We start from the raw sequence: 7,918 nt of genomic DNA on the forward strand, positions 1-7,918 counted from the left end.
ATCGTGTGGAGCGGCGCGCTGCTCGGCATCCTGTTCCGCGTGTTCTGGCTGCACGCGCCGCGCTGGCTCTACGTGGCGCTGTACCTCGCGCTCGGCTGGGCGGCCGTGATGTACCTCGTCGACCTGCTCGACGCGAACGTCGCGATGATGGTGCTCGTCGTCATCGGCGGTCTGCTCTACACGGCCGGGGCGATCGTGTACGCCCTGAAGCGACCGAACCCGTGGCCCGGGCACTTCGGGTTCCACGAGATCTTCCACGTGTGCACCGTGCTGGCGTTCCTGTGCCACTGGACCGCGTGCCTGCTCATCGCCCTGGCCCCGGCGTACCACGGGGGCTGAGCGCGCGCGTCGGCGTCAGCTGCGAGGAGCGGCGGGGTCGATGTCTTCGTCGTCCGTCTCGCTGGCGGCCTGTGCGGCGCGCGCCTGCTCCTCGGCGTCCAGCTCGGCGTTGACCTCTTCGCGGTAGCGACCGCGACGGATGCGGCGGAGCATGTCCCACACGAGCAGGAAGACCGCGACACCGATGAACGCGATCGCGGCGAACCCGAGGGGGCCGGGGGTGACGATCGAGGGGTCGGGAGTCGACGCGGGGGTCGGCGTGGCCGCGAGGGCCGCGAGCGCGGTGAGCATGAAGTCCTTCGGTCCGGGCGGAAGCGCGTAGCCTGGAAGTCCAGCCTAAAGCCCGGGGAGACCATGACGACGCAAGCGATGCTCGACGAGCGCTACGGCCGCACCCGGTCGCCGCGCCGCCGCATCGCCCTGTGGAGCATTGTGGCCGTCGTGGCACTCGGACTGACCGGGGCGCTGGGGTGGACGACGGTCGCGAACAGCCTCGCCTCCGTCACGTCCACGGGAACCGGCTTCACGGTGGCGGATGCCGAGCGCGTCACGGTCTCGTTCCAGATCACCTCCCCCGTCGGGCAGCCGGTGGCCTGCGCGCTCGAGGCACAGGACGAGGAGCACGGGACGGTCGGATGGCGGGTCGTGGAGTACCCGGCATCCGAGGAGCACAGCCGGGCGTTCACCGAAGAGATCCCCACACTGGCCCTCGCGACGACGGGTTTTGTCAACTCCTGCTGGGTACCGTAGGCTTTTTCTTCAAGACGCGCCCCGGCTCGATGCCGGGGCGTTCGACATATGTCCCGGCGGGTGCAGTCTGTGTGCCGCTCACGCCGGCCTGATCGACGAAGGAGACCACCGTGACTGGCGACACTCAGGTGACGTTCCTCACCCAGGATGCCTACGACCGTCTCGCCCACGAGCTCGAGCACCTCTCGACCACGGGCCGCGAAGAGATCGCCAAGCGCATCGAATCGGCCCGCGAAGAGGGCGACCTGAAGGAGAACGGCGGCTACCACGCCGCCAAGGACGAGCAGGGCAAGCAGGAGGCCCGCATCCGCACCCTCCAGCAGCTGCTCAAGGACGCCAAGGTCGGCGAAGCCCCCGAGAGCACCGGCGTGGTCGAGTCGGGTACGGTCGTGACCGCGCTCATCGCCGGCGGCGAAGAGAAGTTCCTGCTCGGCAACCGCGAGATCGCGGTCGACTCCGAGCTCGACGTGTACAGCGAGGCCTCGCCGCTGGGCGCCGCGATCCTCGGCATGAAAGAGGGCGAGAGCGGTTCCTACACCGCCCCCAACGGCAAGCAGATCCCCGTCGAGATCATCACGGTCGAGACCTACTCCGGCCAGTGAGCCGGTGATCCCGCGAGCCGCTCCCCCGATTCGGGTGGGCGGCTCGCGGCGTTGTGGGCGCGTGTGCCGGGGGCGTGTCAGTCGGGGACGACGGTGGCGATGAAGCCGGCCTCTTCGAGCGTGCGGATCACGAGCGCTCGGTGCTCCGCGCCGCGGGTCTCGACGCTGAGCTGCAGGATGACCTCGCTGATCTGCAGGCCCTGACCGTGCCGCGTGTGCAGCACCTCGATGACGTTCGCGCCCACCTGCGCCAGCAGCTCCGACACCCGCGCGAGCTGCCCCGGTCGGTCGGGCAGCGGGATCCGCAGCGACATGTACCGACCGGATGCCGAGAGCCCGTGGGCCACGACGCGCTGCAGCAGCAGCGGGTCGATATTGCCGCCGGACAGGATCGTCACCGTGGTGCCGGTGGCCTGGATCTTGCCCGCGAGGATGGCCGCGACACCGACGGCGCCGGCGGGCTCGACGACCTGCTTGGCGCGTTCCAGCAGCACCAGGAGCGCGCGGGCGATGTCGTCCTCGGTGACGGTGACGACCTCGTCGACGTACTGACGGATGAGCTCGAAGGGCAGGTCACCCGGACGGGCCACGGCGATGCCGTCCGCGATCGTCGGGGTCGTGGGCACCTGGATCGGATGTCCCGCCGCGAGCGAGGTCGGGTAGGCGGCCGAGTTCTCGGCCTGCACCCCGATGATGCGCACGTCGCGCCCCTCGGCGGCAGCGCGTGCCTTGACCGCCGCGGCCACACCGGCGGCCAGTCCCCCGCCGCCGATACCGACGATGACGGTGTCCAGGTCGGGGAGGTCCTCGACGAGCTCGAGACCGAGGGTCCCCTGCCCGACGATGATGTCGCGGTGGTCGAACGGGTGGATGAGCACCGCCCCGGTGCGCTCGGCGAACTCGGCGGCCAGGCGCAGCGGCGTCTCGACCGTCGCTCCCTCGAGCACGACTTCGGCGCCGTATCCGCGGGTGGCGAGGAGCTTGGGCACCGGCACGCCCAGCGGCATGAAGATCGTGGCCGCCATGCCCAGCTGCTGCGCGGCGAGAGAGACGCCCTGCGCGTGGTTGCCAGCCGAGGCCGCGACCACTCCGCGGGCACGTTCCTCTGCCGTCAGCCGCGACAGACGGTACGTCGCGCCGCGGATCTTGAACGACCCGGTGCGCTGGAGGTTCTCGAGCTTGAGGTGCACCGGCACACCGAGCAGCTCGGTGAGGTGGAGCGATTCGTCGAGGGGCGTCCGCGTGATGATGCCGCGCAGGGTCTGCGCGGCATCCTCGAACTCGGCCAGGGTGGGCGTGTCGTTCATGATCTCCTTCCGGAATCCCGCGGCACCGTCTGCCAGATCAGGTCGGCGGCGTCCACGGACGAACCGTCATCCCGCCACGCCTTGGTGCTGAGGTAGACCGCGACCACGTTCACGAACGCGGCGAGCGGGACGGCGAAGAGCGCGCCCGGGATGCCGCCGATCATGGCGCCACCGGCGACGACGAGCACCACGGCCAGCGGGTGCACCTTGACCGCCGTGCCCATGAGGATCGGCTGCAGGACGTGGCTCTCGAGCTGCTGCACGCCGAGCACGACGATCAGCATGAACAGGGCGATCAGCGGCCCGTTGTACACGAGGGCGACGAAGACCGCGAGGGCGCCGGTGACGACGGCCCCGACGAAGGGGACGAAGGCGCCGAGGAAGACCAGCACGCCGATGGGGATCGCCAGCGGCACGCCGAGAAGGAACGCGCCGACACCGATGCCGACCGCGTCGATCGTGGCCACGAGGAGCTGTGTGCGCGCGTACGTGATCACGGTGCGCCAGCCCGCGCGGCCCGCGCCATCGACCGCCGGTCGGGCCACACGGGGGAAGAGCCGGGTCGTCCAGCGCCAGATGCCCCCGCCGTCGGCGAGGAGGCACAGCAGGATGAACAGCGTCAGAAGGAGGCCCGTGGCCACGTGTCCCAGCGTCGTACCGATCGCGAGGGCTCCGGTCCACAGAACCTCGGCCTGCTGCTGCAGGAACGTCCCCGCCTGCCGGAGGCCGTCGTCGATCTGCTGCGCGCTCAAGTGGAGCGGACCGTCGATGAGGTACTGCCGGAACTGGCCCACGGCATCCACGGTCCGGTCGCGCACCGACGCGAACTCGCGCGTGATCTGCCAGACCGCCAGCCACATCAGTCCCGAGATGACCGCGATCGTGCCGAGGACGGTGACGACGATGGCGAGCCACCGCGGCCACCGGTGCCGCAGCAGGAACGAGAACGCCGGCCACACCAGTGCGGTGATGAGGATCGCGACGAGCATCGGGACCACGAGGAGCTTGAGCTGGATGACCAGCCACACCACGACGCCGATCGCGGCCGCGATGACGAGCAGACGCCACGCGTAGGCCGTGGCCTGTCGTAGGGCCGGCGGGACCGGCGGCTGCAAATCGCTGGAGACCGTGCGGCGCTTGAGGGCGTCGAGGAAGGATCCGCGAGGTTCGGGATCGTTTCCGCTCATCCCGTCAGCCTACCGCCGCGCTCCCGCCCTCATGTCCGGTCGTGTCGGAGGTCCCGGTTACGGTGAGACGCATGACCACGACGCTCCGGCGTGCCGACGCGCGCCGCATCGCCCTGGCCGCCCAAGGGTTCGGCCGCCCCCGTCCCGAGACCGTGGGGACGCGCCAGATCACCGGTGCCCTCCACCGCATGCGCATCCTGCAGATCGACTCGGTGAACGTGTTCTCGCGTTCGCACTACATGCCGCTCTTCGCGCGTGTGGGCGCCTACGACACCGCTCTGCTCGACAAGGTCGCCTTCTCGCCGCGCCCGAAGTGGGTGGAGTCCTGGGCGCACGTGGCATCCCTCGTCGCCGCCGAGGACTGGCCGCTCTTGCAGTTCCGGCGCGACGACATGCGCCGCAAGTACGGGCACGACGCGTGGGCAGAGGCCAACCAGCCGCTGCTGCAGTGGCTCCGCGACGAGCTCGCCGACCGAGGCCCGCTGCGCCCGGCCGAGATCGACCACGACGCCCGCAGCGGCTCGCGTGGATCGTGGTGGGGGTGGGACGACGTCAAGAACGGCTTGGAGCGGCTGTGGCTGTTCGGTGAGGTCGCGATCGCGGGGCGCCGGGGGTTCGAACGGCGGTACGCCCTGACCTCCGACGTGCTGCCGGCCGCGGCCCTCGATCGCGTGGTTCCGCGCACCGAGGCGATCGCCGAACTCGTCCGACGCGCGGCCCTCGCCTACGGCGTCGCCACGGCGGCGGATCTGGCCGACTACTGGCGCATCCGCGACCGCCCCGCCGTGATCGCCGCGATCCACGACCTCGTCGACGCGGGTGAGCTCCTCCCCGTCCACGTCGAGGGCTGGCAGGTCGGCGGCCGCCCCGCGAAGGCGTGGCTGCACCGGGATGCCGCGCGCCCGCGCCGCATCGGGGCGACCGCGATCCTCACGCCGTTCGACCCGGTCGTGTGGTTCCGCGACCGCGCGGAGCGGCTGTTCGACTTCGACTACCGCATCGAGATCTACACCCCCGCCCCGCAGCGCCGCTTCGGCTACTACTCGCTGCCGGTGCTCGTCGACGACGACATCGTGGGCCGGCTCGATCTCAAGGCCGATCGCGCGGCCGGCGCGTTGCGCGTGCAGTCGGCCTGGTGGGAGCCGGGTGCGCCCGCAGACGCCGCCGCACGCGTGGCGGACGAGCTGCGGGTCGCGGCGCGGTGGCAGGGCCTCGAGCACGTGACGGTCGCACGCTGGGGCGACGCGGCGGACGCGATCGCCGGCGCGCTGGGGTCGACGCGCCACGAGCACCCCGACGGTCGCCGGAACTGAAGCGCCCCCTCACCCGGACCGGGAGAGGGGGCGCGTCACGCGGATCGCGTCAGAACTGCACGCGCGGCGGCTCCGAGATCGCGGCGCCGTCGACGACCTCGAAGAACTCGCGCGAGTGGAAACCCAGCTGCCGGGCGAAGAGGTTGTTGGGGAACACCTTGATCTTGGTGTTCAGCTCGCGGACGCCGCCGTTGTAGAACCGGCGCGACGCCTGGATCTTGTCCTCGGTGTCGACGATCGACTGCTGCAGCTGCAGGAAGTTCTGGCTCGCCTGCAGCTGGGGGTAGGCCTCGGCCACCGCGAACAGAGACTTCAGCGCCTGCTGCATGTGGCCCTCGGCCACACCCGCCTCGGCGGGGCTCTGCGCCGAGATCGTCTCGGCGCGCGCACGCGTGACGTTCTCGAACACGGCCTTCTCGTGCGCCGCGTAGCCCTTGACCGTCTCGATGAGGTTCGGCAGCAGATCGGCTCGGCGCTTGAGCTGGACGGTGATGTCGCTCCACGCCTCGTCGACGCGCACGTTGAGGGAGACGAGCGCGTTGTACGTCGCCCAGAGATAGATCCCCGCGATCACCAGGATCGCGACGACCACGATGACGGGGACGAGCCACTCCCACATGTTTGGGTTCTCCGTTCGACGACTGCCGCATAATCCTAACGGCGCGATCGCCGTGCGGAAGGAGCACGCGGACGACTCCCAGTGGATACGCACGCAGGACGCCCGATACGTACCCCCGGTGGGACTCGAACCCACACTGAAGCGATTTTAAGTCGCCTGCCTCTGCCATTGGGCTACGGGGGCGGATGCCACGCTCCACCGTAGCGCGGAGGGTGACGGCATCCGGAAACGACGAGACCCCCGCGGTCATCCGCGGGGGTCTCGGTCGGAACGTCAGCTGGCGGCGCCGACCTTCTCGGGCTTCGAGTCGGCGGGAGCCTCGGCCGCGGGCTGTGCCGGACGCGGACGGGCGGCGAACTCCTCGAAAGCGGCGCGCGGGTTCTGCACGGCCTCGAGCGACACGGTCTCGCGACCGTGGAAGAAGTTCTGCACCCAGTCGCCGACGACGCGGAACTTGCGCTCCCACGTCGGCATGGCGAGGCCGTGGTACCCGCGGTGGGCGAACCAGGCGAGCAGACCCGTGAGGGCGAACTTTCCGGACTGGAACGCGCCGTTGTACAGGCCGAGGCCCGCGACGGCGCCGAGGTTCTTGTGGAAGTACTGCTTGGGCTCCTCGCCGCGCAGCACCGCCACCAGGTTCTTGGCCATGAGCTTGCCCTGGCGCACCGCGTGCTGGGCGTTGGGGACGCAGAAGCCGCCCACGCCACCGCCGGTCAGGTCGGGCACGGCCGAGACGTCGCCGGCAGCCCACGCACCCTCGACGATCTCGTCGTCGGTGCCGACGCGCAGGTCGGGGCGGGTGCGGATGCGGCCGCGCTCCTCGACGGGCAGGTCGCTGCCGCGCACGACGGTGGGGTTGGCCATGACACCCGCGGTCCAGATGATGAGGTCGGTCGGCAGCTGCTCGCCCGTGGAGAGCTCGATGACGCCGTCGACGGCACCCTTGACCTGCGTGTCGAGGTGCACGAACGCACCCTTCTTCGCGAGGTCGGCCAGCACCCACTCGCTCGTCTTCTGCGACACCTCGGGCATGATGCGCCCCATGGCCTCGATGAGGTGGAAGTGCGTGTCGTCGAACGCGAGCGTCGGGTACTGCTTCAGCAGCGACGACGCGTAGGCGCGGAGCTCGGCGAACACCTCGATACCCGCGAAGCCGCCGCCGACGACGACGACGGTCAGCAGACGGTCGCGCTCGGGGCCGGCCGGGAGCACGGACGCCTTCTCGAAGTTGGACGTCAGGCGATCGCGGATCGCGACGGCCTCTTCGATCGTCTTGAGGCCGATGGCGTTGTCGGCGATGCCCGGGATCGGGAACGTGCGCGAGACGGCGCCGGCGGTGACGACGACGTGGTCGTACTCCTGCTGCCACGACTCGTCGCCCGCGATCGGGGTGATCGTCGCGGTCTTGGACGCGTGCAGGATGCCGGTGATCTTGCCCGCGATGACCGTGGTGCGCTTGAGGTGACGACGCAGACCGACCACGACGTGGCGGGCCTCGATCTCACCGGCGGCCACCTCGGGGAGGAACGGCTGGTACGTCATGTAGGGCAGCGGGTCGACGAGAGTGACCTCGGCCTCGTTGCGGCCGAGGAGCTTCTCGAGCTTCCAGGCGGTGTAGAAACCCGCGTAGCCTCCGCCGACGATGAGGATCTTGGGCACGGTGCTGGTCACGATGGAAGAGACTCCTGGTTTGTGGTGCGGCTCGGCTCGCGAGATGTGCGCGCCTGTCGGATTCGCCGGGCAGCAGCACTGACGCCGAGCGTGATCATTATAGCGGCGAGGGTGCCTCCCGCGAGCTTGA

General features: G+C 70.2%; 9 protein-coding genes and 1 tRNA gene. 4 read left to right on the top strand and 6 right to left on the bottom strand.

Annotated elements, in window-relative coordinates; translation table 11 throughout:
* Nucleotides 1-339, top strand: a 339-nt coding sequence (locus tag LQV45_RS13420; protein ID WP_230007465.1) for a hemolysin III family protein, incomplete at its 5' end; no start/stop codon positions are given.
* Between the two features lie 15 nt (nt 340-354).
* Here the strand turns inward: LQV45_RS13420 and LQV45_RS13425 are convergent.
* Complete coding sequence (locus LQV45_RS13425; RefSeq protein ID WP_230007466.1) at nt 355-630, bottom strand: hypothetical protein; 276 nt, start codon at nt 628-630, stop codon at nt 355-357.
* Between the two features lie 63 nt (nt 631-693).
* Here LQV45_RS13425 and LQV45_RS13430 point away from each other — a divergent pair, with 63 nt between their 5' ends.
* Nucleotides 694-1,089: a DUF4307 domain-containing protein gene (locus LQV45_RS13430; protein WP_230007467.1), complete on the top strand. Its 396-nt coding sequence runs from the start codon at nt 694-696 to the stop codon at nt 1,087-1,089.
* 110 nt (nt 1,090-1,199) lie between these two features.
* The gene (greA, locus tag LQV45_RS13435) at nt 1,200-1,691 is read left to right on the top strand and encodes a transcription elongation factor GreA (protein ID WP_230007468.1); all 492 of its coding nucleotides are present in this window, start codon (nt 1,200-1,202) and stop codon (nt 1,689-1,691) included.
* Between the two features lie 77 nt (nt 1,692-1,768).
* Here the strand turns inward: greA and ilvA are convergent, their stop codons facing one another.
* Both ilvA and LQV45_RS13445 read right to left on the bottom strand, forming a co-directional pair.
* Nucleotides 1,769-2,998, bottom strand: a complete 1,230-nt coding sequence (gene ilvA / locus LQV45_RS13440; protein WP_230007469.1) for a threonine ammonia-lyase — start codon at nt 2,996-2,998, stop codon at nt 1,769-1,771.
* Nucleotides 2,995-4,185, bottom strand: coding sequence for an AI-2E family transporter (locus LQV45_RS13445; RefSeq protein WP_230007470.1), 1,191 nt, complete (start codon nt 4,183-4,185; stop codon nt 2,995-2,997). The genes ilvA and LQV45_RS13445 overlap by 4 nt, the downstream gene beginning before the upstream one ends.
* Nucleotides 4,186-4,256: 71 nt before the next feature.
* On the opposite strand from LQV45_RS13445, the gene LQV45_RS13450 reads away from it, so the two are divergent.
* The gene (locus LQV45_RS13450; RefSeq protein WP_230007471.1) at nt 4,257-5,498 is read left to right on the top strand and encodes a winged helix-turn-helix domain-containing protein; all 1,242 of its coding nucleotides are present in this window, start codon (nt 4,257-4,259) and stop codon (nt 5,496-5,498) included.
* Nucleotides 5,499-5,547: 49 nt separating this feature from the next.
* On the opposite strand, the gene LQV45_RS13455 is transcribed toward LQV45_RS13450, so the two are convergent.
* The 3 genes from LQV45_RS13455 to LQV45_RS13465 all read right to left on the bottom strand — a co-directional run bounded on the left by LQV45_RS13455 (nt 5,548) and on the right by LQV45_RS13465 (nt 7,788).
* Nucleotides 5,548-6,117, bottom strand: a complete 570-nt coding sequence (locus tag LQV45_RS13455) for a LemA family protein (RefSeq protein ID WP_138172794.1) — start codon at nt 6,115-6,117, stop codon at nt 5,548-5,550.
* A 110-nt stretch (nt 6,118-6,227) separates the two neighbouring features.
* Nucleotides 6,228-6,300: transfer RNA gene (locus tag LQV45_RS13460), tRNA-Leu, on the bottom strand.
* 90 nt (nt 6,301-6,390) lie between these two features.
* Nucleotides 6,391-7,788 carry an NAD(P)/FAD-dependent oxidoreductase gene (locus LQV45_RS13465; protein ID WP_230007472.1) on the bottom strand — a complete coding sequence of 466 codons (1,398 nt, stop codon included), beginning with the start codon at nt 7,786-7,788 and terminating at the stop codon, nt 6,391-6,393.
* Between the last annotated feature and the right edge of the window lie 130 nt (nt 7,789-7,918).

The sequence above is a fragment of the Microbacterium sp. Bi128 genome, from assembly GCF_918698205.1.